Source organism: Nannocystis bainbridge (genome assembly GCF_028368995.1).
GTDB lineage: Bacteria > Myxococcota_A > Polyangia > Nannocystales > Nannocystaceae > Nannocystis > Nannocystis bainbridge.
Window position 1 is genome coordinate 946,518 of record NZ_JAQNDL010000001.1, and the last position, 24,430, is coordinate 970,947.

Consider the following 24,430-nt stretch of genomic DNA (forward strand, 5'->3'; position numbering starts at 1 on the left):
CTCCTCAGAGCATGCTCTTCGTGCCATGTCCTCTCCGACATGCCCTGGCTGGGCCCCCCGGACCGTCACCCGCGCCACCGCGGAGGCCCGCCGCAGCTCGCCCTTCGGCGAGCCCTCGCGCCCTCCCCGCTCACCCGCGCGGGCGCACGGCCACGAACAGCGGCCCGAGCTCGGTCTCTCGCGCGACCGCCTTGAAGCCGGTCTCCTCGAGCATGTCGAGCCACTCGCGGCGGGCGAACAGCCCGTAGGTGTGGCGCTCGTGCTCGCACACCACCTCGTCGCCCTCGCGCAGCAGCAGCGCGAAGTCGACGGTGTAGGTCGAGTCCTCGGGGTTCGGGTCGACCGTCCACTCGAGGTACCGCAGCCCGCGCTCGCCGTCGTCGTCGCCGCCGTGGGCGGTCCCGGGCGCGAACGTCTCGCGGGTGCAGTCGGGCGCGAACACGGCCACCCCGCCGGGGCGCAGGTGGGCCAGCGCCGTGCGCATGACCGCCCGCAGGGCCTCGGCGCTGGTCATGTACATCACCGCGTCGTGGACCAGCACCGCGTCGAAGCTGCGCCCGAGCCGGAGCGTGCGCATGTCGCCGACCAGGTGCTCGCACTCGGGGTTGATCGTGCGCGACAGCGCCAGCATCGACGGCGACAGGTCGACCAGCGTGGCCGCGACGTCGCGCTTGTAGTGCGACGCCATGTTGCCGCCGCCGGCCCCGAGCTCGAGCAGACTCGCCAGCGGCCCCGAGCCGGACTCGCGGATGATGCGGACCAGCTCGGCGGCCTCGTCGACGTAGTCGGCCGGGGCCGTGAGCAAGTGGAACCACGCGGCGCGCCGCGTGTACAGCGGGGGCAGCTCGTCGTCGTCGTCCATCACCACGGCGATCCCGAGCTTAGGCCCCCGCGCATCAGCCCGCCATCTTGCGCAGCACGGTGTGGAGGATGCCGCCGTTGCGGTAGTACTCGACCTCGACCGGCGTATCGATGCGGGCGATCGCCGCGAATTCGCGCACCACGGCCCCGGAGGCGGCGTTGCGGGCGGTGACCTTCACCTCCTGCAGCGGCCGCACGTCGTCGCTGACGGCGATGTCGAACACCTCGTCGCCGCGCAGGCCGAGCGACGTCCGCGACTCGCCGGCCTTGAACTGCAGGGGCAACACCCCCATGCCGACCAGGTTCGACCGGTGAATGCGCTCGAAGCTCTCGGCGATCACCGCCTTCACCCCGAGCAGGAACGTGCCCTTGGCCGCCCAGTCGCGCGAGCTGCCCATGCCGTAGTCCTTGCCCGCGAGCACCACCAGCGGCACGCCGGCCTCCTGGTAGTGGAGCGCCGCGTCGTAGATGAACTTGACCTGGTTGTCGAGGAAGTCGACGGTGTAGCCGCCCTCCTTGCCGCCCGGCACCTGCAGCTCGACCAGAGCGTTGCGGATCCGCGTGTTGGCGAACGTGCCGCGCGTCATGACCCGGTCGTTGCCGCGGCGCGCCCCGTACTGGTTGAACATCTCCTGCGTCACGCCGTTCGCCAGCAGGAACTTGCCGGCCGGCGAGTCGCGCTTGATCGAGCCCGCGGGCGAGATGTGGTCGGTGGTCACCGAGTCACCCATCGCCGCCAGCACGCGGGCGCCCTGGATCGGCCGGATCGGCCGGATCTCCGGGGTCAGCTCGGCGAAGAACGGCGGGTTCTGGATGTACGTGCTGGCCTCGTCCCACGCGTAGAGCTGGCTCTGCACGTCGGCGATCGCCTGCCACTCCTCCGAGCCCTTGAACACGTCGGAGTACTGCACGATGTACTGCTCGCGGGTGACGCACTCGTCGACGAGCGCCTGCACCTCGGCCTGGGTCGGCCAGATGTCGCGCAGGTAGACCTTCTTGCCGTCCTTGTCGGTGGCGATCGGGTCGTTCTGCAGGTCGATGTCGACGGTGCCGGCGATCGCGTAGGCGACCACCAGCGGCGGCGAGGCCAGGTAGTTGGCCTTGACGTCGGGGTTGATGCGGCCCTCGAAGTTGCGGTTGCCCGACAGCACCGAGGTCGCCACCAGGTCGCCCTGCTGGATGGCCGCCGAAACCGGGTCGGGCAGCGGGCCCGAGTTGCCGATGCAGGTCGTGCAGCCGTAGCCGACCAGGTTGAAGCCGAGCGCGTCGAGGTCCTTCCACAGGTCGGCGGCGCGGAAGTACTCGGTCACCACCTTGGAGCCCGGCGCCATCGAGGTCTTGACCCACGGCTTGCGCGTGAGGCCGAGGGCGGCCGCCTTGCGCGCGACCAGGCCGGCCGCGAGCATGACCTCGGGGTTCGAGGTGTTGGTGCAGCTGGTGATCGCCGCGACCACCACCGCGCCGTCCTTGAGCGCGAACTTCTGCCCGTCGAGCTCGACCTGCAGGCCGGGCGCGTCCTCGGGGCGGCCGAAGGTCTTGCCGTGCAGGTCGGCGCGCCACTGCTTCTTCATCGCCCCGAGCGCGATGCGGTCCTGCGGGCGCTTCGGCCCGGCCAGCGACGGCTCGATGGTGCCGAGGTCGAGCTCGATCACCTCGGTGTAACGGACCTCGCGGCTGTCGTCGCGCCACAGCCCTTGCTGCTTGGAGTACTCCTCGACCAGCTGGCACAGCCCGGTGTCGCGGCCCGACAGCCGCATGTACGTGATCGTGTGCTCGTCGACCGGGAAGAAGCCGATGGTCGCGCCGTACTCGGGCGCCATGTTGGCGATCGTCGCCCGCGTCGAGACCGGCATGTGCGACAGGCCGGGCCCGAAGAACTCGACGAACTTGCCGACCACGCCGCGCTTGCGCAGGACCTCGGTGACGCGCAGGACCAGGTCGGTGGCGGTGCAACCCTCGGGCAGCTGGCCCGACAGGCGCACGCCGACGACCTCGGGGATGAGCATGTAGATCGGCTGGCCGAGCATGACCGCCTCGGCCTCGATGCCGCCGACGCCCCAGCCGACGATGCCGAGCCCGTTGATCATCGTCGTGTGGCTGTCGGTGCCGACCAGCGAGTCGGGGTAGATCGCGCCGGCCTGCTCGCCCGCGCCGTCCCACACCACGGTCGCCAGGTACTCGAGGTTGACCTGGTGGACGATGCCGGTCGCCGGCGGGACCACGCGGAAGTTGTTGAACGCGCGCTGGCCCCACTTGAGGAACTGGTAGCGCTCGAGGTTGCGCTCGAACTCCAGCTTGCTGTTGATCCGCAGCGCCTGCGGCGTGCCGAACGCGTCGACCTGGACCGAGTGGTCGATCACCAGGTCGCACGGCACCAGCGGGTTGACCTTCTCGGCGCTGCTCACGTCGCCGGTCAGCTTGACGATCGCCTCGCGCATCGCCGCCAGGTCGACCACCGCCGGCACGCCCGTGAAGTCCTGCAGGACCACGCGGCCCGGCATGAACGGGATCTCGACCTCGCCGACGTTCTTCGGGTCGTAGGCGGCCAGCGCCTTGATGTGATCCTGGGTGACGATGAAGTCGTCGACGTTGCGCAGGCACGCCTCGAGCAGGACCTTGATGCAGTAGGGCAGCGTGTCGACCGGGCCGAGCTCGCGCAGCCGGTCGAGCCGGTAGACGGCGCGCGGGCCCATCGGCGTGGTCATCGTGTCCTTGGCGTGAAAGGGGTCGCGCTTGCGGGTCGAGGCAGTCATGAGCGGGCGGAAGATATCAAATCGTCGCCGGCCATCTGCCGCGCGAAGGCGCGCGCTGGCTCACTTGTCCTCCAGGCCCCCCACGACCGCCGCCGGCTCGCCGGGCCCGTCCACGGCCGTCGCGGCCCGCGCGGGGCGAGCGTCCGGTCCGCGTGCGCCGCCGGCCGCACGCCGGCCGGCGTGATAGCGTCGCTGCAATGCATACATTCGACCTCCCCGCCGGCGCGGACAGGGCCGAGATCTACACCGAGCTGATCGCCACGGCAGAGGCGCTCGTCGCGGGCGAGCCCGACCTGGTGGCCAACCTGGCCAACCTCGCCGCGTGCCTCAAGCAGCTGCCGGGCGTGTCGTGGGCGGGCTTTTATCGCCGGGTCGGCGACGACCTGGTCCTCGGGCCATTTCAGGGCAAGCTCGCGTGCACCCGCATCGGCCCCGGCAAGGGCGTGTGCGGCACCGCGGCGGCCCGCCGCGAGGCGCTCGTGGTCGCCGACGTCGCCGCCTTCCCCGGCCACATCGCCTGCGACGCCGACTCGCGCAGCGAGGTCGTGGTGCCGATCGTCCGCGGCGCGCAGGTCCTCGGCGTCATCGACCTCGACAGCGACCGCCTCGACAACTTCGACGCTCGCGACGCCGAGCACCTGACGCGCCTCGCCGCGCTCGTCGCCGGCCTCGACTGGCCGGCTTGACCGCAGCCGCCCCGCACGCGACCCTGGAGCTCCTGTTCGCATGATCATCGTCACGGGCACCAAGCGCTCCGGCACCTCGATGTGGATGCAGATCCTGATCGGCGCCGGCTTTACGTACATCGGCGAGCAGTTCAGCGGCCGCTGGGAGCAGACGATCAAGGCCGCCAACCCCGACGGCTTCTACGAGTCGCACCTGCGCCGCGGCATCTACTTCAAGACCAACCCGCACCCCAAGACCGGCGCCTACCTGTTCCCCGAGCAGGTCCAACACCACGCGGTCAAGGTGTTCATCCCCGGCCTGGTCCGCAGCGACCGCGCCTTCATCACCAAGGTCATCGCCACCGTCCGCGAGTGGCGCGAGTACGAGTCGTCGATCCGCCGCCTCTACGCGATGGAGGACGACAACCGCCGCAAGGAGGGCAAGGACGACCTGGTGCCGCTGCGCATGCCGGGCGCGCTCGAGTGGTGGGCCGAGAACTTCGCCCTCGTCCGCGACATCGCCATCCGCCGCTACCCGGTCCACGTGCAGTCGTACGAGGGCCTGCTGGCCGATCCGCAGCGGGTCGTGCGCGACGTGCTCAAGTGGATCGGCAAGGGCGACGCCGACGCCGCGCTGGCCGCCGTCAAGCCCGAGCACCGCACGCAGCACCGGCCGCCGTCCGACAGCGTCGAGCCCGAGGTCGCCGCGGTGTTCGACGAGTTCTACGCCGCCCTGCACGCCGGCAAGGGCCTGACCGCGCCGATGCTCGAGAAGCTGAACCACACCAACGAGCTGGTGGCGCCGCGCATCGCCGGGTGGCAGCGCAAGCTCGGCGAGGACGCCCGCCGCCGCCGCGCGATCAAGGCCGAGGCCAAGGGCCTGCCGCCCGAGAGCTGAGCGCCGCAGCGCGGCCGTTCGAGCGGTGCTCCTCGCCGACGACGTCCCTCGCTCACGGCCGTTCGACCCGTGCTCCTCGGCGCCCGCTACAATCACTCGCGGTCACCGCGGAGCCCGGCTGAGCTCCTGTCGTGGCCGCTGAACCCGCCGGCGCGGCTCGACGATCGCCCGCGCCCGTGCGACCCTCCGCGCGCGTGACCGCGGTCGTCGTCGCCGTCTTCGGCCTCACCTACGTCCTCATCGCCGCCCGGCGGCTGCGCGCGCTGCCGATCGGGCGGCCTGCGGGCGCCCTGCTCGGCGCCTTCCTCATGGTGGCGATCGGCGCGCTGCGGCCGGCCGACAGCTACGCCGCGATCGACGGTGACACCATCCTGCTGCTGTTCGCGATGATGGCGCTGGTCGCCTACGTCGAGCGGGCCGGCTTCTTCGAGTGGGCGGCCGCCCGCGCGATCGCCCGCGCGCGCACCCCCGTCGGCCTGCTCGTCGCCGTCGCCGTGCTCGCCGGGGCCATGAGCGCCCTGTTCGTCAACGACGCCGTGTGCGTGTTCCTGACCCCGCTCGTGGTCGTGGCTTGCCAAAAGGCCAGGTTGCCGCTCGGCCCCTATCTGATCGCCACCGCCACCAGCGCCAACCTCGGCAGCGCCGCCACCCTGGTCGGCAACCCGCAGAACATGATCGTCGGCGGGCTCAGCGGCCTGTCCTTCACCGCCTTCTCGGTCCTCGCCGCGCCCGTCGCCGCGCTCGCGCTCGCCATCAACACCGGCCTGCTGCTGCTCTACTACCGCCGCGCGCTCGGCGACGCCCCGCTCGCGGATGTCCCTTCGGCCAGCTTCGACCGCGGCCGGCTCACCCGCGTGGTCGCCGTCGTGCTCGGGGTCGTCGTCGCCTTCTTCGCCGGCGCCCACCTCGGCTACGCCGCGCTCGGCGGGGTCGTCGCGCTGTTCCTCGGCGAGCGCGAGGACCCCCACGCCGTGTTCGCCCGCGTCGACTGGACCCTGCTGGTGTTCTTCGCCGCGCTGTTCGTGGTCGTCGCCGGCCTCGAGACCACCGGCCTCGTCGACGCCGCCTGGGCCACTCTCGGGCCCAGCCTCGGCCACGACGGGCCCGCCGGCGTGTCGGCGCTGACGCTGCTCTACCTGGTCGGCTCGAACCTGGTCTCCAACGTGCCGATGGTGCTGCTCGCGGCCCCACACGTGGCCGCCGACGGCTCGACCTTCGCCTGGGTGCTGCTCGGCTTCGTCACCACCGTCGCCGGCAACCTCACCCTGATCGGCTCGGTCGCCAACATCATCGTCGCCGAGAAGGCCGCCGACGCCCACGAGCTCGGCTTCTTCGAGTACCTGCGCTTCGGCCTGGTCTCGACCCTCGTGGTCCTGGCCGTGTGTGTCCCGGCGCTGGTCGTGCTGGCGCGCGCGCTCGGGACCTGACCTTTCGGACATCTCCGCCCATTCGCCGCGGCCCGCCTCGGGTCGGCGATCTCGCCGCGAGACGCCGCCAGGCCGGGGCCGTCGCCGGCCCTCTCGCGGGGTCGCCCGCGTCCGCCTGCGTGCAACAGCGATTTGTCGGGCCACGGGCGCCCGCCCGGGCGCCCGCGCCATTTCTCCGCCTGGCAGCGAGCATTCCGCGGTGATTGTGCCGGACCGGAGAACCGACGACGCTTGCCGCGAACCTCCTCCCTCTCCGGAGCCCCATGCTCGTCGCAACTGAATACCTCCCCGACGTCTCGGCCGTCCTTCAACAGTACGTGATCCCGTTCCTGTGGAAGGCCGCAGGCGCGCTCGTCCTCTGGATCATCGGCGGGATCCTCATCTCCGGCGCCGGCCGGGTCGTGCGCCACGCCATGACCGCCCGCGGCATCGACCCGACCTTCAGCCACTACGTCAACTCGGCGCTCAGCGTGCTGTTGAAGGTCGTCCTGCTGGTCGCGATCCTCGGCATCTTCGGCGTCGAGTCGACCTCGTTCGCCGCCGTGCTCGCGGCCGCCGGCGTCGCCATCGGCATGGCGTGGGCGGGCCTCCTCGCCAACTTCGCCGCCGGCATCTTCCTCGTCGTCCTGCGCCCGTTCAAGGTCGGCGACGCTATCCACGGCGCCGGCGTGACCGGCGACGTCCGCGAGATCGGCCTGTTCGCCACCACCGTCGACACCGGCGACAACGTCCGCGTGTTCATCGGCAACAACAAGCTGTTCGCCGACAACATCATCAACTATTCGGCCAACCCGGTGCGCCGCGTCGACATGCGGGCCCAGCTCGCCCACGGCGTCGACGCCACCCAGGTCGCCGCCGCCCTCGCCGCGCGGCTGCTGCAGATCGCCAACGTCGCCGCGAACCCCGCCCCGCAGGTCGGCATCCTCGAGTTCAACGCCGCCGGCACGCTCCTCTACGTGCGACCGTTCTGCAACAACCTCCACTACAACCAGGTCGCCGACGACGTCCAGCGCGTCATCGCCGAGGTCACCGGCGGCCTGCCGGTCCCGGCCCCGCACCACGTCGAACACCGCGCCTGAAGGCCCGCGCACGCCGGCCCGCCCGTCACGGCGCGCGGACCTCGTCGCATGGCCGTTGCGACATGCCCATGACGACATGTCCATCACGACATGTCCTCATGCGCATGCCCCGAAGGACATGTCCTCAAGCACTAGCCGGCGGGTGGGCCCCGAGCTCGAGCGTGCGCGCCAGCTCGGGCCGCCGCACCTTCCAGATCCACCCGTCGTAGAGGAAATGCAGCCACGACGTCGCGGTGTAATAGACCAGGTAGACATCGGTGCGGCGCTGCCCCTGGATCAGCCAGAACACCAGCAGCAGCCCCCCGGCGAGGGCCGGCACCGCCAGGCGGGCGTCGCCCAGCACCCGCGCCGCCGCCCCGCGCCGCTCGCCGCGGCCGTACTTCTTCGTCCCGAAGTGGTGCACGAACGCCATGTACTCGACCGCGTGGGCGGTCCCGAAGCACAGGTAGCCGACCACCGGCCCGTGGATCAGGAACACCGCGAACAGCAGCAGCGTCGACGCCATCATCGCCAGCCGCGGCGCGCGTTGCCCGGGCGTCGCCGGGGCCCGCAGCTCGTGCGCCAGCCAGCGCAGCAGCACCCACGCGAACGCCCCGACCACCGCCAGCAGCAGCGCCCACGCCCACCACGCCCCGGCCAACGGCGCCAGGAGCCGCCCGAGCTTGCGCGCATTGACGTGCCCGCCCAGCAGCTGCGGCCGCAGCAGCGGCAGCGCCACCGCCACGCACGCCGTCGCCAGCCAGATCAGCGCCCGGTCGCGCCGCGCCTGCTCCGGCCGCTCCGTCCCGCCGCCGAGCTTGCCCGCGTAGATGCGCAACATCCCGTAGCGCTGCTGCAGCGTGTGCCAGATGTTCCACGCCCCGGTCACGAACAGCGCGATCTGCCACGGCGACAGCTTGATGCCCGCCACCGTCGCCGGCGCCAGCCCCGACGTCGCCCGCGCCAGGGCCACGATCGCCACGATCAGCGTCGGCGCCAGCCAGTACGCGCGGGCCCGCTGCGTGAACACGTCGCGGTCGCCGTACACCACCACGAAGGTGTAGTGGCGATGCACATAGCTGATCGCCAGCGCCGCCAGCACCGCCAGCGCCGTCGCCTCCTCGAGCTGCGGCTTCGCCAGCGGCGCCCCGCCGAACGCCTGCGCCCCGAGCCCGAGCCCGATCACCAGCCAGAGGTAAAAAGGCAGCCAGCCGAACGCCAGCGCGGCCACGTCCCACGCCGGCCCGATCATCCACGTCGCGCGGGCTGGCGGCACCGCGCGACCATATCAGCGCGCCGACTTGCGCGGCAAGCGAGGCCCCTGGGGCCAGGCTACGCGCGGGCGCGCCACCACGGCGGTCACGGATACGACAGCTTCGTGTAGAAGTCGCCGCGCCCTGCGGGCGTGAGGTCGAACATGGCGAAGATCGGGCTCAGCATGTCGAGCCCGCGGTGGTCCTGTCCCGGTTCGCCGCTGGTGTGGGCCATCTCGGTGCCCCAGAAGTGGCGGACCTTTGCGCCCTCGCGGCGGAACAGGTTGAGCATCGTCGTGTCGCCGCCCTCGCGGCCCTTGCCGTGATAATCGCGGTTGTAGTGGTTGCCCGCGGTCGACAGCACGCGCAGGTTTCGCCAGCCGCGCTCCGCGGCGAACGCCGCCAGCCGCGCCGCCGGAGACTCTGCCACCGCCACCAGCGTCAGTCGCTGGCGGATGTTCGGCTCGGCCGCGTCGAGCCCGTCGAGCAGCGGCGTGCACATCGAGCACGGCCCCGCGCGCTCCGGCCCGAACATGTAGCTGTAGATCGCCAGCGTGTCCTTGCCCGGCGCGAACAGCTCCGACAGCCGCACCGGTCGCGACGCCCCGCCAACGCTCGTCTCGAACACATAGTCCTCCGGCACCACGCCGCCCGGCGGCAGCGCTCGTCGCTCGCGCGCAACCGCCTCGGTCAACTGGCGCAGCTCGATCTCTCGCGCCAGCAGGCGGTCGCGGGCCGCCCTGTACGCTTGCGATTCGCCGGGGAAGGTCGGTGCCATGCCGGCAACCTAGCACGCGGTCGCCCGCTCGCAACCGCGCCCGCTGCATGCACCGGCTCGCGCAATGACATTGTCTTTTGGACATGTCTCTTCCTACATGTCTCTCGGACCACCCCGTACCGCGCGGCCCCCAGGCCTCACCTGCGCAGCGCGCGCAACTCACCCTCATGCGGCCGTGCCCCGCTTTTCGAGCGAGCGAAAAAATCTTCGATCGCGTGTCACAACCCGGCCTGCTCGCTCGACAAGCCTACGAAGGAAGCCAACCAATGAGCGACAGCCAACCCGTCCGTCTCGACCAGCAACTCCCCGACGTCGTCAAGGCCGCCATCGAACTGCACCGCGTGCTCGACGGCCACGGCCTCGATCGTACCCTCCATCACCTCGTGGTCACCCGCGCCTCGCAGATCAACGGCTGCGTCAACTGCCTCAAGATACACCTCCGCGAGGCGCGTGAGCACGGCGAGACTCAGGACCGGCTCGACCGCCTCGTCGTCTGGGACCACGTCGACGACTTCAGCGAGCGCGAGAAGGCCGCCCTCGCGTGGACCGAGGCGCTCACCGTGCTCGATCGCAAGACCGACTACGGCCCGCTGCGGGCGCGCCTGCGCCGGCACTTCAGCGACGAGCACATCGCCGCGCTCACCGCCACCATCGGCATGATCAACTCCTGGAACCGCCTCCAGGTCTCGACCCACTGACATGAAGCTTCTCGACGACGACGACGACCACGAGTTCGCCGCGGCCCGGCCGATGCTGCTGGGCCTCGCCTATCGCCTGCTCGGCTCGCGCGCCGACGCCGAGGACGCGGTCCAGGACACCTGGCTCAAGTGGCGCGCCGCCGCCGTCGCCGTCGAGAACCCCGGCGCGTGGCTGACCACCGTGTGCACGCGGCGCTGCATCGACATGCTGCGCTCGGGCCACAAGGCGCGGATCGACTACGTCGGCAGCTGGCTGCCCGAGCCGCTGCCGACCGACGACGACGACGTCGGGGCCTCGCTCGGCTCGTCGCTGACGGTCGCGTTCTTGCTCGTGCTCGAGCGGCTGACCCCGAAGGAGCGGGCCGCCTATCTGCTGCACGAGGTGTTCGACGTCTCCTACGCCGAGACCGCGCGGACCCTGGCGATGGACGAGGTCAACTGCCGCAAGCTGGTCTCGCGGGCCCGCGGCCACCTCGAGCAGACCCGCGTTCGTCACGTCACCCCGCGCGATCGCCAGGACGAGCTGCTCGCCGCCTTCGAGGCCGCGATCGCCGGCGGCCACACCGAGCGGCTCGCCGCCCTGCTGGCCAGCGACGTCGAGCTGCGGGCCGACAGCGGCGGCAAGGTCCCGGCCCTGCGCGAGACCTTGCAAGGCAAGGCGGCCGTGCTCGCGTTCGTGCACGCCACCTTGCACCGCTTCTGGGGCGCCTTCACGTGCGAGTCCCCCGACCTCAACGGCGCCCGCGCGCTGGTGTTCCGCGCCGGGGACGGCGCCGCGATCGCCGCCGTCTCGTTCGCTTACGACGAGCGAGGCGCCGCGACCGGCATCTACATCATGCGCAACCCCGACAAGCTGGCCGGGCTCGCGTAAATGACGCCGAGGCCGCGCCGGGCTCGTCCGCAGCGGTCCCAGGCCCGCACCTCCGGGCCCGGGGGCGGTCTGCGGCGGCCGTCCGGCGAGGTGCGGCTAGACTTCGCGCGCGCCCAACCGCGGCGCGGACCGACCTCATGGGCAAGAAGCGAAAGCTCCGCAAGAACCTGCACAAGCGCGAGATCGACGACCAGCCGGCGCTGGTGATCTGCGTCGGCAAGTCGTGCGCCCCGCGCGAGGTCTCGCGCCTGCTGGCCGACCAGACCCGGGCCTACGCCGCGGCCACCGGCGGCAAGGTGCGCGTGGCCCTGGTCGGCTGCCTGCACATCTGCAAAAAGGGCCCGCTCGCCGCGACCTGGCCCGACATCGAATTTTATAAAAAGGTCGACCTGGCCCGCGCCTGCCGCCTGGTCGACGAGCTGGCCGCGACGGTCCCCGACCTGCCCTTGCAGGCAGGTCCCTCCGGACATTCTCCATGAGACATGCTCCCCGGGACATGCTCTGAAGAGCATGTCCTGGGAGACATCTTCTCCGCTTGCCCCGCAAGATCGCTGCGATCCGGCCCACGGCCGCGGAGCGCTGCGTGCCCACGGCCGCGCGTCCGCTCCCGCACCGCGCTTCGCGTGCGTCCCCCGCGATTCGCGCCCGAGCTCCACGTCCTGTCCCTTCGGACAGCCCGTCGATGCGTGCTGGCACCTGCCCGGAGCTCCAGGCCGCTGGCGTCGGCCCTCGCGCCAGCGCGCGCTGTGGCCCCTGCGCAGGCGGAGCGCCGCGTCGCCGCCGGGCGGTGACGGGACGTGTCGGCATGGGGGACGCGGGACCTCGCGGCGTCCGGTCGCGGCTGATTGAGCGACCGACGCTCGCGCGGTAAGGTCACCGCCGACGTGGCGAGGCAAGCAGCAGCGCGGAGTTGGTGGTCGCGCGCGATCGTGCGGGGACTGTTCGCGCTGACGGCCGGGTGCACGGGCGGATCGGAGCCCGCCGGCAGCGGCACGACGTCCGGCGGCACCGCGACGGGCGAGGCCTCGACCCTCACGACCGGCGGCACGACGCCGACCACCTCCTCGACCACCGGCGAGCCGCCGCCGCCGCCGACCGCCTGCGCCGAGCCGACCACCCTCTCTGCCGCGCCGCGCACCATCGCCGAGGCCGTCGCCTTCATCAACGAGCTGCCGCAGCCGCTCACGCTCGATTGCTTCCTCGAACGGCTCGAGCGGCCGCTGGCGATCGCCGCGACCAAGAGCGTGATCAGCCTGCAGCCGGCGGAGGGCGCGAGCAGCCCGCGGCTGTTCCTGTTCTTCGGCGAGTTCGTCATGTCGGTCGCGGTCGACGGCCACGGCTTCCAGCTGCTCGAGTTCGGCGAGCCCGTCGGGCAGTGGCGATCGATCAAGGCCGAGGTCTCCTTCCCGCTCACCGACATCATGGGCATCGAGGCCCCGTTCACCCGCGTCCTCCGCGACCCGGGCGGCGGCGGCACCTCCTGCGGCGTGTGCCACGGCAGCGAGGCGCCCGCGCCCGAGTACCCGCAGGCCTTCGCCTCCGACGCCCTGCGGTTCCCCGACTTCGAGCTGGTCTCGTTCGCCGACCTGCGCGGCGAGTACGAGCGCTGCGATCCCGCCGCCCAGCCCGAGCGCTGCGCCCGGCTCACGGCCCTGTTCGGCCACGGCGAGGTCGAGGCGGCCGCGTTCCCCGAGGCCATGCCGACGATCTACGACTACGAGTGACCGCGGCGACTTCGAGGGCCCGACGGCCGGGCCTCACGCGATCGGGAGCGGGCCGACCGCCCCCGTTGCGCTCAGAGACATGTCTCCTACGACATGTCCCGTGCGACATGCCCGAGCGAGCATGTCCGAAGCGCCACCTCGCGCCCGCGCGGCCGCGAGCGCCAGGCGGGCCGTCTCAGGCCGCGGTCGGCTCGGGGCCGACGATCGAGAACACCGCCCCGTACGGGTCGGAGACCACGGCGATGCGCCCGTGCGGCGAGTCGAACGGCCCGTGCAGCAGCTTGCCGCCGTGCTGGCGCACCCGCTCGGCCCCGGCGTCGGGGTCGGCGACGCGGAAGTAGGTCATCCAGTGCGGCGGCGCCTCGCCCCACTCCGCCGTCATCTGCAGGCGCCCGCCGACGGCCTTGCCCTCGAGGTTGTAGACCGTGTAGTCGAAGGTCTTGCCGTCGCCCATCTGCTGCTGCTCGAACGGGAACAGGCGGCGATAGAACGCGTCGGTCTTGTCGCCCTCGCGGGCGTTGACCTCGTGCCAGCACATCGCGCCGTCCTCGTCGAACGCCTGCGCGCCGGTGTGCGCCGCCGGCTCCCACAGGCCGAACGCGGCGCCGCCGGCGTCGAACGCGAACGCCATGCGGCCCTGCGCGGGGATCTCCATCGGCGGCACCAGGATCTTGCCGCCGGCGTCCTCGATCCGGCGCACCGTCGCGTCGGCGTCGGAGGTCTTGAGGTACACGCTCCACGCCGAGGGCATGTCCTGCTGGTCGGGCATCTTCGGCGCCATGCCGATCACGCTGCGACCGCCGAGCCGCGCCGTCGTGTAGTGGCCGAACTCGGCCACCGGCTCGTCGAAGCTCCAGCCGAACACCCCCGTGTAGAAGCGCCTGGCGCCGTCGAGGTCGGGGGTGTTCAGGTCGGCCCAGCAAGGGGCCCCGTCGGGATATCCGGTCCGCTGTGTCATGGTCGTGCTCCGTGCGCGAGTTCGCTCCTGCGTACCGCCCCGGCGCCAGCCCGTCAACCCCTCCCGCGCCCCCGCTCGCTGCACCACGGCCGCGCGACGCGGGTGTGACAGGCTGGCCTCAAGAACATGATCCATCACCCCGACGAGCGAGCCGAGCCGCGGTCCGCGGCGAGCGATCGCCGTTCCTCGTGACATGTCCCGAAAGACATGTGAACTCGCCTTCGTCAGGCCGCCCGCGCGACCGGGGGCAGCAGGCCCGGCACGATCAGCGCCGCGTCGCCGAACTCGTGGGCCAGGTAGCCGGCCCCGATCGCGTGCTCGAACGCGGCCCGCAGCGCGGCCTCGCCGGCGAACGCCTGCAGCAGGGCGAAGTGACTCTCGCCCGGCCCGTGCATCCCGGTGACGATGCCGTCGACCACGCGCGGGACGAAACCTGGCCCGAGGACCAGGTCGGTCTCGCCGCTGCCGGCCTGCAGCCCGCCGAAGCGGCGCACGCTGCCCTCGAGCGCGCGCACCACCGTGGTCCCGACGGCGATCACCCGCCCGCCGCCGGCGCGGACGCGAGCGATCGCGGCGACGGTGGCCGCCGGCACCTCGAAGCGCTCGGCCAGGGGCAGCGCCGCGTCGAGCTCGGGGTCGCCGGTCGACGACAGCCCGGCCGCGTGGGTCACCGCTGCGATCTCGACGCCCGCGCGGCGCAGCGCCAGCAGCGTGTCCCAGTCGAGCGGCCGGCCCGCCGACGGCATCTCCGCCGCCCACGGCCGCGCCGCGAACACCGTCTGCACCGACCACAGCGCCAGCGGCTCGCGCACGTGGGCGTACTGGACCGGTCGACCCAGGCGGTACAGCGCGGCCCACAGCGCCGCGCCTTCGCGGTCGAAGCGGAGCTCGCACAGCCGCGGCGACACCGGCGACACGCCCACGACCGCGGCCGTCAGCGCCTCGCTGAACACCAGCCGATCGCCGACCCGCAGCGCAGGCGGCGGCGGGCGCCGCTCGGTCGGCGTGCGCCAGTCGCCGGCCCCGAGCAGCGCGGCCCGCCAGGTCGCCCCGCCGACGCCCGTCAAGCGCACCTCGAGGTCCGCCGACAACATGTCCTCCGAGACATGTCGTTTTGGCCACCCGCGAGAGCCCGCGCCGTCGTCGAGTTCCGCATTTGACATGTCCCCGGAGACATGTTCTTTTCGCCAGGCGCGGGCGCGCAGCGACGCCGGCAGCGTCGCCGCGTCGTTGACGATCAGCAGGTCGCCGGCCCCGAGCCAGCGCGGCAGGTCGCGCACGCGGGCGTCGACATGGGCGCCCGTGCGCGGGTCGAGCAGCAGCAGCCGGGCCCCGGCCCGGTCGTCGCGGGGAGCGGTCGCGGGGTTCATCGCCCGCCTCCTTGCCAGCCCTCGGCGCGCACGCGGTCGCCCGAGCCGACCGCGGCGTCCTTCACGATCGCCGCGATCGCCCGCGCGACCGCGGCCGGGTCGGCCAGGCTGGCGCGATCGGCCTCGGGGACCGCATCGGCATGCATCTGCGTGTCCATCTCGCCCGGGTCGACCGCCAGCACGCGCACGCCGGTGCCCGCGAGCTCGGCCGCCCAGGTCCGGCTCAGGTGATCGAGCGCCGCCTTGCTCGCCCCGTACGCGCCCCAGCGCGGGTAGGCCTCGACCGCCGCGTCCGACGACACGTGCACGATCGTGCCGCGTCCGCGCAGCGCCATCGCCCCGGCGATCGCCTTGCTCAGGCGGAACGGCCCGAGCAGGTTGACCTGCAGCGCGCGCTCGAATTCCTCGCACTCGGTGTCGAGCAGCAGCCGCAGCGGCGTCGGCCCGAGCGTGCTGGCGTTGTGGATCAGCAGATCGACGGGCCCGAGCAGCGCCGCCGCCTGGTGGGCGATCGGGTGGATCGCCCGCTTGTCGCCGACATCGCCGACGATCGCCTCGGCGACGACGCCGTCCGCCCGCAGCCCGGCGACCGCGGCCGTCAGCGCCGCCGCGTCGCGGGCCACCATCGCCACCCGGGCGCCCCGCCGGCCGAGTTCGCGCGCGAGGGCCAGGCCGAGGCCGCGGCTCGCCCCGGTGACGAGCGCCGCGGTGCCTGCAAAATCGAGGTTCATGGTCATGAGAACAGCTCCTTTGGGTTGTCCTCAGCCTGGCGTCGCCCGGACGATTTACCAACCCGGCTGCTATTTCCTTGTCACGAGGTTATTGCGCCGACCGGGCCGACCCGGTCACAGTCGCGGCATGGACGACGACACCGTCCCGATGCACCTCGGCAACAACGTCCGCCAGCTCCGCGAGGCTCGCGGGCTGACGCAGCAGCAGATCGCCAGGGTCGCCGGCCTGCCGCGGCCGACCTGGGCCAACCTCGAGAGCGGCGCCGCCAACCCCACGCTCGCGGTCCTGATCAAGGTCGCCGCCGCGCTGCAGGTCTCGCTCGAGGAGCTGATCAGCCCCCCGCGCACGACCTCGAAGTTCTACGCCGCCGCGACCTTGCCGACCCGCCAGCGCGGCAAGGTGCGGGTGCGCCGGCTGCTGCCCGAGCCGATCGTCGGCCTCGAGCTCGAGCGCATGGAGCTGCCGGCCGGCGCCAGCATGTCCGGCATCCCGCACACCCCGGGCACGCGCGAGTACCTGACCTGCGAGCGCGGCGAGATCGAGCTCAGCGAATCCGGGCGGGTGTGGAAGCTCGGGCCCGGCGACGTCGTGGTGTTCCGCGGCGACCAGCCCCACGGCTACCGCAACGCCGGCGGCGCGTCCGCGATCGCCTACAGCGTCATCACCCTCGCGCCGCCGGCCGGCTGACGGCGACGGGGCGCGCGCCTCGCCACCTGTCCCCGAGGCCATGTCCCAAATACCATCCGGGCCGATGCACCGACATGTACGGCTCGCGGCTTGCCCGCCTTCGCGGATGCGTGCTTTCACCCCCGCGAACTCGGTATCCTGGCGCTCCATGGACGAGCGCAGCAGCCGGGCCCCCCACGTCGTCATCGAGTTGGACGCGGCGCTCCGCGTCACCGGCTGGAACCGGCGCGCAGAGCAGCTGTTCGGGGCGTCCGCGGCCGAGGCCGAGGGCAAGTCGATCGCCGAGCTGCTGCCGGTCGCCGGCCAGTCCACGGCCTGGACCGCCGCGCTGACGCGCGACAGCGAGGCGACCGAGGTGCGCACGATCGCCGTCGGCGGGCGCGAGCTCGCGTTCGAGACGTGGTGGCAGGTCGACCGCGACGGCGACGGCCCGGTCACCGGCGTCACCATCTACGGCCACGACGTCACCGCCCGGGAGACCGACGCGCGCCGCGGCCAGCTCGAGCGGACCATCCTGGCCAACCTGCTCGACACCCTCGACATCAGCGGCTGGGCGCTCGACTCGCGCGGCGTGTTCCTGTTCCAGGACGGCAAGGCGATGCGGGCCACCGGGCTTACGCCGCACCAGTTCGTCGGCGCCAGCATCTTCGACGTCTACGCCAGCGAGTCGGGCCTCGACGAGGTCCGGCAGGCGCTGGCCGGCCAACAGCACCTCGGCCTCCAGTCCGAGACCTACGGCATCCACTGGATGCACTGGTACATCCCGGTCAAGGACGGCACGGAGGTGGCGGTGGTCGGCCTCTCGCTCGACGTCACCGACACCAAGCGCAACGAGATCGAGCTGCGGGCCAAGCTCGAGCTGATCGAGCGGCAACAGGAGGTCATCCGCGAGCTCTCGACCCCGATCATCGAGGTGTGGGACGGCGTGATCACCCTGCCGATCGTCGGCCTCATCGACAGCGTCCGCACCGCCGAGATCATGGACAACCTGCTGCAGCAGGTCGCGCGCACGCGGGCCCGCTTCGCCATCCTCGACCTCACCGGCGTCGAGGTCGTCGACACCGGCACCGCCAGCCACCTGATCGGCATGATCCAGGCGATCCGCCTGCTCGGCGCCGAAGGCATCCTGACCGGCATCCACCCGCTCATCGCCCAGACGATCGTCGCGCTCGGCGTCGACCTCACCCGCGTGACCGTGCACGCCAAGCTGCGCGACGCCCTGCAGTACTGCATCGGCCAGCTCAGCCGCAAGCGGGCGGCCGCGCAGGCCAAGGGCGTCTGATCGGCGCCTGTCCCTCCGGACATCTGCGTCACGCGGGCGCGTCTGTCCCTTCGGACAGCTCGATCGGCCCGCTCACTCGCACGCCGGGAACTGCCCCGCGCCCGCGGCGTCGCCGGCCTCGACGAACGGGATGTCCATGTCCTCGAGGACATTGTTCTCAGTGTCGGTGACGCGAAACGCGTACGGCCCCGGGCCCATGCCCGCCTCAGCGACGAAATAGTTGTAGTCGAGCCGCGGCACCGCCTGCCACGCGCCCTCGCCGTCCTTGTATTCGAAGGCGGCGATCGGGTTTTTGTGCCCGCGGACCTGCACGGCCGTCCACCACTGGTTGCTGCCCTCCTTGAAGTGGTAGACGATCGGGCCGCTGGTCGCGCACGACACGAAGCCCCAGGAGATCGGCACACGGCCGAGCTCCTTGGCGGCGATCATGGGGAATGCAGCCTCGCTCAGATCGATGTCGCCCTGCGGACATCCCGGACAACTGTCCACAATACGGACAATGATCGATCCGTCCGGTCCGTCGATCGCAACACACGCGCCGCACGCCGCCGAGTCCGCGTAATCGACGATGTTCATCGCCGCCACCATCGGCTCGCCGGGGTCCGCGGCGAAGCTGCAATTGCCGCTGCCGTCCGCCGCATAATAGGTCGCCTCGCCGGTGTGGACCTCGCCCTCGCACACCTCGCCGCCCCCGCTCGCGGCGCCCGGATCGCTGTCTGCGTCCGTGCCCTCGCCGTCGCTGCTGGCGGCGCCCGGATCGCTGTCTGCGTCCGTGTCGGCGCGGTCGCTGCCGCCGCACGCCAGACACACCGACACCGCCACCCATATGCCGCGAGCTCCGCTCATGCCACCAGCAGGCCACGCGCCGACCACCCTGTCAACGCTGGCGAACGGTGATACCATCGAGGCCGTGGGTCGTTACCGCGTGACTACCGAGGCCGATGTCGTCGGTGCCCGCGTGGCCGCCGAACGGCTCGCGCTGCAGGAGGGGTTCCCGCGGCTGGCGGCGCAGGAGGTCGCGCTCGTCACCTCGGAGCTGGCGTGGAACCTGGTGCGCCACGCAGGCGGCGGTGAGATCGATCTGGCGATGACGAACGGCCCGCACGGCCCGGCGATCGTCGTCGCCGCGATCGACGGCAGCCCGCCGATCGCCGACCTCGAGACCGCGATGCTCGACGGCCACACCGCGAACGGGCCCATCCCGCCGGAGGAGCGGATGCGCCGGCGCGGCCTCGGCAGCGGCCTCGGAGCGGCGCTCCGCCTCAGCGACCGCCTGGTCCAGGAGGCCTTGCCCCGGGGCAAACGCATCGTCGCCACCCGCTACCTGGTGCGCCCGGGCCGGCTGTGAGACATGTCCAAAGGGTCATGTCCTCGAGGACATGACCTCATCGACATGCCCTTCAGAGCATGTCCTGAAGTACACGACGCGTCCGAATCACCACGCGCCCGGGCGAGCTCGCCGCGCGGCGAGGGACCGAGCGCCCGACCGAAGACCGCCGCGCATCCGTGACGACCAAGCGCGCCAACAGGGCGCCGCTTCAGAAAGCGACCGAGCGCGCGACGGAGGCCGTCGCGCGCTCGCCGGGGTCCGCCCGCGGGCGGCTCAGGACGCCGCGATCGCGGCGAGGTCGAGGACTTGCTCCTCGCGGGTGACGCGGAAGCCGAGGCGGCGCAGGCAGAAGCGCAGGCCCTCGCGCAGGCTGCGGAGCGTGACCACGCCCTGCAGCTCGAGCCCGAGGCCGACGATGATCTGGGCGACCGCGGGCTGGATGCCGGTGATGACGCAGCGGGCCCCGAGCAGGCGGACCGCCCGCATCACGCGGAGCAGGTGGTCGGCGGTGGCGGTGTCGACGGTGTCGACGCCGGTGAGGTCGACGATGGCGAAGCGCGCCCCGGTGCGGGACACCGCCTCGAGCAGGGTGTTCTTCATGTCGGCCGCGCGCACGCTGTCGACCAGGCCGACCACCGGCATGGTGACGATGTCGTCCCACACCTGAATGATGGGCGTCGAGGTCGCGGCCGTGATCGCCTCTTGTTGCAGGAACCGCCGCTGCAGCTCCTCCTCGAGCCGCAGGCCCTCGCTGAGGTCGCGGGCGACGATCGCCGCCGCGCTGACGCGACCGTCGTCGCGGATCGGGACGATCGTCAGCTGCACCGGCACCGAGGAGCCGTCGTTGCGCCGCAGCTCGCCCTCGCCCTCCCACTGGCCCTGGGCGATGGCGGTCGGGATCCACTCACCGATCAGCTGGGCCGCGTGCGGGCTCAGCTGGTCGATCCTGTGGCCCTGGAGCTCGTCGGACGCGCGGTCGACCAGGCGCAGCCCCGCGGCGTTGACGTGCAGCACCGCCCCGTTCGGATCGACCAGCGCCGCAAAATCCGCGAGGCCGGCGAACATCGCCTTGAAGGACGCAATGTTGGACTGTGGCTCGGCGCTCATCGGCTCAGCTCCTTGGACATTCGACATCGTCGCGGACGGCCCGCGAGGCGCGGCGCCCGGCGGCGCGGCGATAGAGGCCCGAAGGGCCCGGTTGAGAGACGCCCCGCGCGTGGCTGACGACGACGGAGTTGTGCGGGTAGCGGGCGGTCATGGCGAGGGCGAGAGGGATACGCCGCCGGTCAGTCGGCGGACTTGGCGAAAGACGCCGCGCTCGTGATGGTCTCGGGGGTCGCGTCGTCGTAGTCGTCGGGCTCGAGCTCGCTGACGACCGCGCTGACACCGAGGCGCTCGAGCGCGTCCTCGAGGGTCAGCGCCGTCTGGGCCAGGCGGAAGTCGGCGCCCATGGTCTGCAGCGTCATGGCGATCGGCGCACTCATGCCGCAGATGACCGTCGGCGTGCCCATCAACCGGGCCGCGGCGGCCAGGTTGGCGATCACGTGGCAGAGGTGGCTGTCCATCGTCCACATGCCCGTGACGTCGATGACGAGCCCGGCCGCCGAGGTGTCGCGGATCGTCCGCAGCACGTCGTCGACCAGGAACGCGGCGGTCTCGTCGGTCACGTCGCCTTGCAAGGGGACGACGATGCGCTGCCAGAGCTGAATGACGGGGATGCGGTTCTCGAAGGTCTTCATGGCCTCAAGCCTCGGTGTCGCAAACGAGCACGCTGGCGTCGTCGTCCGGTTTTCGGTGCTCGCGCATCAGGGTGTCGCACAAAGGTTCAGGGTCGAGGTGCCGCAGCGAGTCGAGCGGCGTCCGCTGCGAGATGCCGTCGGAGAACAGGACCAGCCGCGCGCCCGCCGGCAGCTCGCCGCGGCAGATCCGGAAGCTCTGCACGCGCGCGCCGAGCACCCCGGGGCTGAGCAAGATCGGCAGCTTGGCGCCGAAGCAGCGGATCTCGACGTTGCCGACCCCGCAGCCGACGAACGACACGGTGGCGGGGTTGGTCGTCGGGGTCACGCCGAGCTGGCACACCGCCGCCGCCGCGCCGCGGGTGCCGCGGAGCGCCTCGTGCACCGCCCGCATCGCCTCGTCGAGGTCGACGGTGACCGGCAGGCGGTTCAAGCAGTCGATCGCCGCGTGGGCCGCCAGCGCCGCCAGGCGCCCGTGACCGAGGCCGTCGATCACGGCCAGCATGATCGCCTCGGGGCCGCGACGGACGAGCACGGCGTCGCCGTTCTCGCGCTCGCCCGTCTTCGGGCTCGTCCGCTGGGCGGTCTTCCACATCAATAGTTCACCTCGACCTCGATCCGGGTGCCCGTAGGTCCGGTCTCGATCTCGAACTTGTCCGACAGCCGCTTGGTCCCGAGGATCCCGAGCCCGAGCCCGCTGCGGCTCTTGTATTTGCCGGACATGATCTCCGGCAGGTTCTTGATGCCGCCGCCCTTGTCGCTGCCGATCACGTGCATGCAGCGGCGGCCGCCCGGGCACGGCTTGATGACAAGCCTGCCGCCGCCGGCGTAGAGCACCTGGTTGCGCGCCAGCTCGCTGACCACGGTGGCCAGCTTCTGCAGGATCAACGCCGAGGTCCCGAGCGCCATGCAGATGTCGCGCGCGGCCAGGCGAGCGCGGGCGATGTCCGCCTCGATCTTCACTTCGATCTCGATCGCCTCGATCGTCTTGGGCGAGGCGGCCCGCGTCAGCTCGGCGAACGCTCTGCGCGACTCGTTCTCGCCGACGAACGAGCGCACGCCCTCGACCAGCCGCGCGATCAGCTGGCTGTCGGTCGCCGGCCGCCCGCGCAGCTCGGAGCGCGCGCGCAGCAGGATGCCCTGGGCCCGCGCCGTGCCGACGAAGCGCGCCAGCACCGACACCAGCGCGGCGTCGTCCAGGCCGGGAGCGCCTGGTGGTTTGCCTCGCAGATCGGTCACAGGTTGACCTCCGCCTCGATCCAGGTGCCCGTCGGGCCGGTGTGCAGCCGGAACCCGTCAGCCAGACGTTTGGTGCCGATGAGGCCGAGGCCGCGGCCGTTGCGGCTGACCTTGCGCCCGGCGAGGATCGCGTCGACATCCGGGATGCCGGAGCCCTCGTCGACGGCGCGGATGAACACGCACTTGCGCTCGGCGCCCACCGATCCGACCACGACCTTGCCTCCGCCCGCGTAGAGCACCATGTTGCGCGCCAGCTCGCTGATGATGGTGGCGATCTTCTGCAGCGACAGCGGGCGCGCGCCGAGCTTCTGGCACAGCTCGCGGGCGGCCACGCGGGCGCGGGCCACGTCCTTCTCGCTGAGCACGTCGAGCTCGAGCGCGACCTCGGAGCCGCCGGCCTCGATGTGCACCGCCGGCAGCTCGAGCGTGAACTGCGAGCCCTGACCGGGGCGGCTGCTGACGCGGATGTCGCCGCCGAGCATGTGGCACAGCCGCTGCGTGATCACCAGGCCGAGGCCGGTGCCGCCGTAGCGGCGCGTCGACGACGAGTCGACCTGATAGAACTCGCGGAACAGCTGGCCGATGTTGTCCTGGGCGATGCCGATGCCGGTGTCGGACACGCGGAACAGCACCCACGCGCGGCCGTTGACGATCTGACGCCCGACGCTGAACTCGACCTGGCCGCTGTTGGTGAACTTGCCGGCGTTGCTCAGCAGGTTCAGCAGGCACTGCCGGATCTTCAGCGGATCCGAGCGCATCGACCCGACGCTGGGGCTGATCTCGAGGCGGAACGTGTTGCGGTTCTTCTCGATCAACGGGCGGCTGGTCGCCACCACCTCGTCGATCATCCCCGCGACCGTGAACTCCTCGATGTGGACCAGCATCTTGCCGGCCTCGATCTTGGAGATGTCGAGGATGTCGTTGATCAGGCTGAGCAGGTGCTTGCCGGCAGCGCGGATGCGCAGCAGGTCGGCCAGCCACGTCTGCGTGCCGCGCTCGCGCATCTCGTCCTCGAGCAGCTCGCTGTAGCCGAGGATCGCGTTGAGCGGCGTGCGCAGCTCGTGGCTCATGCGCGCCAGGAACTCGCTCTTGGCCCGCGAGGCGTCCTCGGCCGCCGCGGTGCGCTCGGCGACGCGGCGCTCGAGCGACCCGTTGAGCTCGACGAGCTGCGCCTCGGCCGACTTGCGGCCGCTGATGTCGGTCGACACCCCGCAGATCGCCGCGATCTTGCCGTCGCTCGCGCGCAGCGGGAACCGCACCGAGTAGAACGTGCGCGCCCCGTCGCCGAGGCCGTGCAGCACCTCTTCGACCTCGACCGTCGCCCCGCGCTGGCGCACCTGCGTCTCGCCGCGGGAGAACGCCTCGATCGCCGCCGCCGGCAGCACGTCGCGGTCGGTGCGGCCGAGCACCTCCTCGCGCCGGCGCCCGAGCAGCGCCTCGAAGAAGCGGTTGATGAAGAGGTACGCCCCGCTCTCGTCCTTGAGATAGACGATCGCCGGGATGTGGTCGCACAGCGCCCCGAGCCGCGCCTCGCTCTCGGCGATCGCCTTGGCCGCGGCCGCGTGCTCGCGCTCGAAGGCCCGCTCCGCCAGCTCGCGCCCGCCGGCGTCCGAGGCCATCGCGCAGGCCCGCCCCGCCGCGGCGTCGACCACCGCCTGCCACGCCAGCGTGACCGTCCGGCCCTCGCGGTGGACGAAGCGGGTCCGCAGGGCATGGACGTCGCCTGGCTTTTCGAACATGTTCGAAAGGCCAACCTCGACCGCGCCGCGATCGTCGACGTGCACGTGATCGAGGAGGCGCGCGCCGAGCAATTGCTCCTGCTGCTGGCCCAGCGCCAGCGCGGTCGCGAGGTTGACCGCGGCGAACCGACCCTCGCGGTCGAGCTCGAAGATCAGCGCGTCGCTGGCGGCGAACAGCCGCGCGTAGCTCGAACTGGCGAAGGCCCGCTCTCGCTCCCCGAACATCGCCGTCTCCTCGCCACGCGCCGCGCGCTGGGTGTCGCCGTCAGACACGAGGCTTGGATTGTAAGGGGGGACGCATCCCCCGTGTGGGATCCTTTTTCGCGCACGTTCTCCGACCCACCGGCGAGCGCAGCGCACATCGTCCTTCC

At 71.9% G+C, this 24,430-nt stretch carries 24 protein-coding genes; 11 read left to right on the forward strand and 13 right to left on the reverse strand.

The window, feature by feature from the left end:
* Positions 1–130: 130 nt before the first annotated feature.
* Positions 131–862 carry a class I SAM-dependent methyltransferase gene (locus tag POL25_RS03755; protein ID WP_272087231.1) on the reverse strand — a complete coding sequence of 244 codons (732 nt, stop codon included), beginning with the start codon at positions 860–862 and terminating at the stop codon, positions 131–133.
* 34 nt (positions 863–896) lie between these two features.
* A complete protein-coding gene (gene acnA, locus POL25_RS03760) occupies positions 897–3,614 on the reverse strand; it encodes an aconitate hydratase AcnA (protein WP_272084438.1) in 2,718 nt (905 codons plus the stop codon).
* Positions 3,615–3,811: 197 nt separating this feature from the next.
* On the opposite strand from acnA, the gene msrC reads away from it, so the two are divergent.
* The 4 genes from msrC (at position 3,812) to POL25_RS03780 (ending at position 7,683) form a co-directional block, all read left to right on the forward strand.
* Complete coding sequence (gene msrC / locus POL25_RS03765; RefSeq protein WP_272084439.1) at positions 3,812–4,300, forward strand: free L-methionine (R)-S-oxide reductase MsrC; 489 nt, start codon at positions 3,812–3,814, stop codon at positions 4,298–4,300.
* A gap of 40 nt (positions 4,301–4,340) precedes the next feature.
* Positions 4,341–5,177, forward strand: coding sequence for a sulfotransferase family protein (locus POL25_RS03770; RefSeq protein WP_272084440.1), 837 nt, complete (start codon positions 4,341–4,343; stop codon positions 5,175–5,177).
* Positions 5,178–5,371: 194 nt separating this feature from the next.
* Positions 5,372–6,604 carry an SLC13 family permease gene (locus tag POL25_RS03775; RefSeq protein ID WP_272084441.1) on the forward strand — a complete coding sequence of 411 codons (1,233 nt, stop codon included), beginning with the start codon at positions 5,372–5,374 and terminating at the stop codon, positions 6,602–6,604.
* Between the two features lie 263 nt (positions 6,605–6,867).
* Positions 6,868–7,683: a mechanosensitive ion channel family protein gene (locus POL25_RS03780; RefSeq protein WP_272084442.1), complete on the forward strand. Its 816-nt coding sequence runs from the start codon at positions 6,868–6,870 to the stop codon at positions 7,681–7,683.
* A gap of 124 nt (positions 7,684–7,807) precedes the next feature.
* Here POL25_RS03780 and POL25_RS03785 read toward each other — a convergent pair whose 3' ends face one another.
* Positions 7,808–8,938, reverse strand: a complete 1,131-nt coding sequence (locus POL25_RS03785) for a hypothetical protein (protein ID WP_272084443.1) — start codon at positions 8,936–8,938, stop codon at positions 7,808–7,810.
* Positions 8,939–9,021: 83 nt separating this feature from the next.
* A complete protein-coding gene (locus tag POL25_RS03790) occupies positions 9,022–9,693 on the reverse strand; it encodes a DUF899 family protein (protein ID WP_272084444.1) in 672 nt (223 codons plus the stop codon).
* Between the two features lie 266 nt (positions 9,694–9,959).
* On the opposite strand from POL25_RS03790, the gene POL25_RS03795 reads away from it, so the two are divergent.
* The 4 genes from POL25_RS03795 (at position 9,960) to POL25_RS03810 (ending at position 12,986) form a co-directional block, all read left to right on the forward strand.
* On the forward strand, positions 9,960–10,391 hold the full coding sequence (locus POL25_RS03795; protein ID WP_272084445.1) for a carboxymuconolactone decarboxylase family protein: 432 nt from the start codon (positions 9,960–9,962) through the stop codon (positions 10,389–10,391).
* Between the two features lies 1 nt (position 10,392).
* Positions 10,393–11,262, forward strand: coding sequence for an RNA polymerase sigma factor SigJ (gene sigJ / locus POL25_RS03800; RefSeq protein ID WP_272084446.1), 870 nt, complete (start codon positions 10,393–10,395; stop codon positions 11,260–11,262).
* A 137-nt stretch (positions 11,263–11,399) separates the two neighbouring features.
* The gene (locus POL25_RS03805) at positions 11,400–11,741 is read left to right on the forward strand and encodes a (2Fe-2S) ferredoxin domain-containing protein (RefSeq protein WP_272084447.1); all 342 of its coding nucleotides are present in this window, start codon (positions 11,400–11,402) and stop codon (positions 11,739–11,741) included.
* Between the two features lie 450 nt (positions 11,742–12,191).
* A complete protein-coding gene (locus tag POL25_RS03810; protein WP_272084448.1) occupies positions 12,192–12,986 on the forward strand; it encodes a hypothetical protein in 795 nt (264 codons plus the stop codon).
* Between the two features lie 175 nt (positions 12,987–13,161).
* Here the strand turns inward: POL25_RS03810 and POL25_RS03815 are convergent, their stop codons facing one another.
* The 3 genes from POL25_RS03815 to POL25_RS03825 all read right to left on the reverse strand — a co-directional run bounded on the left by POL25_RS03815 (position 13,162) and on the right by POL25_RS03825 (position 16,051).
* Complete coding sequence (locus POL25_RS03815; protein ID WP_272084449.1) at positions 13,162–13,944, reverse strand: VOC family protein; 783 nt, start codon at positions 13,942–13,944, stop codon at positions 13,162–13,164.
* Between the two features lie 224 nt (positions 13,945–14,168).
* The gene (locus POL25_RS03820; protein WP_272084450.1) at positions 14,169–15,314 is read right to left on the reverse strand and encodes an S-adenosylmethionine:tRNA ribosyltransferase-isomerase; all 1,146 of its coding nucleotides are present in this window, start codon (positions 15,312–15,314) and stop codon (positions 14,169–14,171) included.
* A complete protein-coding gene (locus POL25_RS03825; RefSeq protein ID WP_272084451.1) occupies positions 15,311–16,051 on the reverse strand; it encodes an SDR family NAD(P)-dependent oxidoreductase in 741 nt (246 codons plus the stop codon). Before POL25_RS03825 ends, POL25_RS03820 begins: the two co-directional genes overlap by 4 nt.
* A 121-nt stretch (positions 16,052–16,172) precedes the next feature.
* On the opposite strand from POL25_RS03825, the gene POL25_RS03830 reads away from it, so the two are divergent.
* A complete protein-coding gene (locus POL25_RS03830) occupies positions 16,173–16,733 on the forward strand; it encodes a helix-turn-helix domain-containing protein (RefSeq protein WP_272084452.1) in 561 nt (186 codons plus the stop codon).
* Positions 16,734–16,881: 148 nt separating this feature from the next.
* The gene (locus tag POL25_RS03835; protein WP_272084453.1) at positions 16,882–18,015 is read left to right on the forward strand and encodes a PAS domain-containing protein; all 1,134 of its coding nucleotides are present in this window, start codon (positions 16,882–16,884) and stop codon (positions 18,013–18,015) included.
* Between the two features lie 72 nt (positions 18,016–18,087).
* Here POL25_RS03835 and POL25_RS03840 read toward each other — a convergent pair whose 3' ends face one another.
* Positions 18,088–18,861 (reverse strand): expansin EXLX1 family cellulose-binding protein, encoded by a 774-nt coding sequence (locus POL25_RS03840; protein WP_272084455.1) that lies wholly within the window; start codon positions 18,859–18,861, stop codon positions 18,088–18,090.
* Positions 18,862–18,925: 64 nt separating this feature from the next.
* Between POL25_RS03840 and POL25_RS03845 the strand changes: the two genes are divergently transcribed.
* A complete protein-coding gene (locus POL25_RS03845) occupies positions 18,926–19,363 on the forward strand; it encodes an ATP-binding protein (protein ID WP_272084457.1) in 438 nt (145 codons plus the stop codon).
* 255 nt (positions 19,364–19,618) lie between these two features.
* Here POL25_RS03845 and POL25_RS03850 read toward each other — a convergent pair whose 3' ends face one another.
* The 5 genes from POL25_RS03850 to POL25_RS03870 form a co-directional block, all read right to left on the reverse strand.
* The gene (locus POL25_RS03850) at positions 19,619–20,452 is read right to left on the reverse strand and encodes an STAS domain-containing protein (RefSeq protein WP_272084458.1); all 834 of its coding nucleotides are present in this window, start codon (positions 20,450–20,452) and stop codon (positions 19,619–19,621) included.
* Positions 20,453–20,631: 179 nt separating this feature from the next.
* Complete coding sequence (locus POL25_RS03855; protein ID WP_272084459.1) at positions 20,632–21,084, reverse strand: STAS domain-containing protein; 453 nt, start codon at positions 21,082–21,084, stop codon at positions 20,632–20,634.
* A 4-nt stretch (positions 21,085–21,088) separates the two neighbouring features.
* Positions 21,089–21,676, reverse strand: a complete 588-nt coding sequence (locus tag POL25_RS03860) for a SpoIIE family protein phosphatase (protein WP_272087232.1) — start codon at positions 21,674–21,676, stop codon at positions 21,089–21,091.
* Positions 21,676–22,320 (reverse strand): ATP-binding protein, encoded by a 645-nt coding sequence (locus POL25_RS03865; RefSeq protein ID WP_272084460.1) that lies wholly within the window; start codon positions 22,318–22,320, stop codon positions 21,676–21,678. The genes POL25_RS03860 and POL25_RS03865 overlap by 1 nt, the downstream gene beginning before the upstream one ends.
* Positions 22,317–24,332: an ATP-binding protein gene (locus POL25_RS03870; protein ID WP_272084461.1), complete on the reverse strand. Its 2,016-nt coding sequence runs from the start codon at positions 24,330–24,332 to the stop codon at positions 22,317–22,319. The genes POL25_RS03865 and POL25_RS03870 overlap by 4 nt, the downstream gene beginning before the upstream one ends.
* Between the last annotated feature and the right edge of the window lie 98 nt (positions 24,333–24,430).

Coding starts and splice junctions, on each gene's coding strand:
- POL25_RS03795 (WP_272084445.1), top strand. CDS start 9,960: ATGAGCGACAGCCAACCCGTCCGTCTCGACCAGCAACTCCCCGACGTC.
- POL25_RS03830 (WP_272084452.1), top strand. CDS start 16,173: ATGGACGACGACACCGTCCCGATGCACCTCGGCAACAACGTCCGCCAG.
- POL25_RS03755 (WP_272087231.1), bottom strand. CDS start 862: ATGGACGACGACGACGAGCTGCCCCCGCTGTACACGCGGCGCGCCGCG.
- POL25_RS03850 (WP_272084458.1), bottom strand. CDS start 20,452: ATGAGCGCCGAGCCACAGTCCAACATTGCGTCCTTCAAGGCGATGTTC.
- acnA (WP_272084438.1), bottom strand. CDS start 3,614: ATGACTGCCTCGACCCGCAAGCGCGACCCCTTTCACGCCAAGGACACG.
- POL25_RS03825 (WP_272084451.1), bottom strand. CDS start 16,051: ATGACCATGAACCTCGATTTTGCAGGCACCGCGGCGCTCGTCACCGGG.
- POL25_RS03840 (WP_272084455.1), bottom strand. CDS start 18,861: ATGAGCGGAGCTCGCGGCATATGGGTGGCGGTGTCGGTGTGTCTGGCG.
- POL25_RS03770 (WP_272084440.1), top strand. CDS start 4,341: ATGATCATCGTCACGGGCACCAAGCGCTCCGGCACCTCGATGTGGATG.
- POL25_RS03860 (WP_272087232.1), bottom strand. CDS start 21,676: ATGTGGAAGACCGCCCAGCGGACGAGCCCGAAGACGGGCGAGCGCGAG.
- POL25_RS03820 (WP_272084450.1), bottom strand. CDS start 15,314: ATGAACCCCGCGACCGCTCCCCGCGACGACCGGGCCGGGGCCCGGCTG.
- POL25_RS03780 (WP_272084442.1), top strand. CDS start 6,868: ATGCTCGTCGCAACTGAATACCTCCCCGACGTCTCGGCCGTCCTTCAA.
- POL25_RS03790 (WP_272084444.1), bottom strand. CDS start 9,693: ATGGCACCGACCTTCCCCGGCGAATCGCAAGCGTACAGGGCGGCCCGC.
- POL25_RS03805 (WP_272084447.1), top strand. CDS start 11,400: ATGGGCAAGAAGCGAAAGCTCCGCAAGAACCTGCACAAGCGCGAGATC.
- POL25_RS03835 (WP_272084453.1), top strand. CDS start 16,882: ATGGACGAGCGCAGCAGCCGGGCCCCCCACGTCGTCATCGAGTTGGAC.
- sigJ (WP_272084446.1), top strand. CDS start 10,393: ATGAAGCTTCTCGACGACGACGACGACCACGAGTTCGCCGCGGCCCGG.
- POL25_RS03855 (WP_272084459.1), bottom strand. CDS start 21,084: ATGAAGACCTTCGAGAACCGCATCCCCGTCATTCAGCTCTGGCAGCGC.
- POL25_RS03815 (WP_272084449.1), bottom strand. CDS start 13,944: ATGACACAGCGGACCGGATATCCCGACGGGGCCCCTTGCTGGGCCGAC.
- msrC (WP_272084439.1), top strand. CDS start 3,812: ATGCATACATTCGACCTCCCCGCCGGCGCGGACAGGGCCGAGATCTAC.